Source organism: Aeromonas sp. QDB11, from assembly GCF_027705265.1.
Classification (GTDB): Bacteria; Pseudomonadota; Gammaproteobacteria; order Enterobacterales; family Aeromonadaceae; genus Aeromonas; species Aeromonas allosaccharophila.
The window spans coordinates 4342-6106 of sequence record NZ_JAPDBM010000113.1; the positions used below are offsets into that span (position 1 = coordinate 4342).

General features: G+C 50.3%; 1 protein-coding gene and 1 pseudogene. Both read right to left on the minus strand.

What is annotated here, in order from left to right:
• Window positions 1-222 (minus strand): annotated as a pseudogene (locus OKC40_RS21570) (hypothetical protein); the annotation flags it as partial.
• Window position 223: 1 nt separating this feature from the next.
• Entirely contained in the window at window positions 224-1564 is a 1341-nt protein-coding gene (locus OKC40_RS21575; RefSeq protein ID WP_270796953.1) for a tyrosine-type recombinase/integrase, read from the minus strand.
• Window positions 1565-1765 lie beyond the last annotated feature (201 nt).

Here is a 1765-nt window from a genome sequence, read left to right on the forward strand (position 1 = left end):
CGACTCGGCATCTTCATGCCCGACAATAGCCTTATACAGGCTCTGTGCGAGGTCATCCCTTTTGGCATATTTCGCTTTTCCATTTTGGATATCCTTGGTTTGTGGCATGCCAAAATAGCGAAAACGGTTAAAGTCGAGATGAAGCGGTGAGTTATTACCACAGCGTCCAGAAATCGATAGGTGTGCAACCCAAGGGGATAGGAGAGCAACATCGTTACTCATTTCAAGCTTCCCGCAATGCCTGATGCATGATGTTATCCAAGATGGAGATTTTTTCTTTCAAGGCTTCCTTACGTTTGAGGTAGCGCAGGTACTTCCAGGTGGTTGATTCGTGGTTATGGCCCATCCACTGCATTAACAGATCGAGCGCTTCTGCCGGATCCAGTCCAGCAACTAGCAAGCTGTGTAGGCGATAGGTGGCATAGCTACAACGAAGATCGTGAAAGCGGTGGGTGAACGGGATCCCCATCGTTACCATAGAGCGGCGCAGCTCACCGAATCGGGCATCAACCACTTTGGGTAAATACGGGTTACCTTGCTGGCTGATAAACAATGGCTCATAGCTGTCGGAAGCCATTAATGCTTCGAGGCTTGCTTTGTTCAGCCCAAGAGGCTGCAACGGTAGCCGATTTTGCTCCGAGAACAACTTACGGTGCTGATTAAGATGAACCCTCAGCTTGTCTAGGCGAGCTAAGCGTCGTTCGTCGATAGCGTAGCGCTTCAACTCATGCAGCAGGGTATCGGTGATCTCAATAGTGCGTGTTTTGCCGTACTTGGTAGGTACGCCATTGCTGGGGCCTATCGTGATCTCGTAGTGAGTTCGCGAATCAGCACGTGGCACAGCCTGGTTAAGTGCGGTTAGTGTGAAACCTGAAGCTTCCTCAATCCGAAGGCCACACTGTGCGCCCAGCATTGCGATTAGACGTGTTTCTGGTGACTCAGTGCGTAGGCGCTGGGACAGTATATGCAGTGTATCCCGAGACAAGGGATTTAAACTTCGCACAGTCTTACTGGTCGCATCTTTAGGCACCTTGATACGTAGATCAGAGGTCTGCACTACAAACTCAGGCATCATGTGCGCGAGCATGCTACCGTTTTTCACCCGCACGAACTCAATCTCAAACGGCTTGTGGCTTTCGGTGATCGGGTAGTAGCGCTCACGGGCTGCCCACAGATAGAACTGAACCACATGGCTCATGTAAGTGTTAGCTGTTGAATATGCAAGTTTCCCCGCCTTGGCATTTTTTAGAAGATCATCATTGCGGAAGCGGTAGGTTGGCTTGAGCCCCTTTATTGGAGGGAAGTGATCCCAGGTCAACTCATGCTTGTCGAGAAACTCCCAGTAGCGGCGAAGCGCACGTGCATAGGAGCTGAGATCTTCAAGTCGCTTGGCTGCGGCTAAGTGGATAAACCACTGATTGACTGGTTCGACGTATTTACCATTGGTGTCATACAGAGTCGGCAGTGGCCCAAGGTTACGCCCACCTTCGAACTCTATGGGATCAGTGTCTATGTTGATCTCGCCGCCAATAAACACGTCGGCAGAGGTAACCAATGTAGCCATAGATGACCCCTATTATTAGTAGACTCGTGTTATGGGCACGACTCTCTTGCGTCGGGTGCCAGCCCCATCAAGAGCAGAATCTTCGTAGGGGGCTGGGCCAGAAAAAGGCCAGGAACCTATGGGTGCCCGACCAAGCATTTTTATTATTCCAGATTTTTTGAACGTGTGTAGGTGGTTTTTCTACACAATCATGTGAGGGTA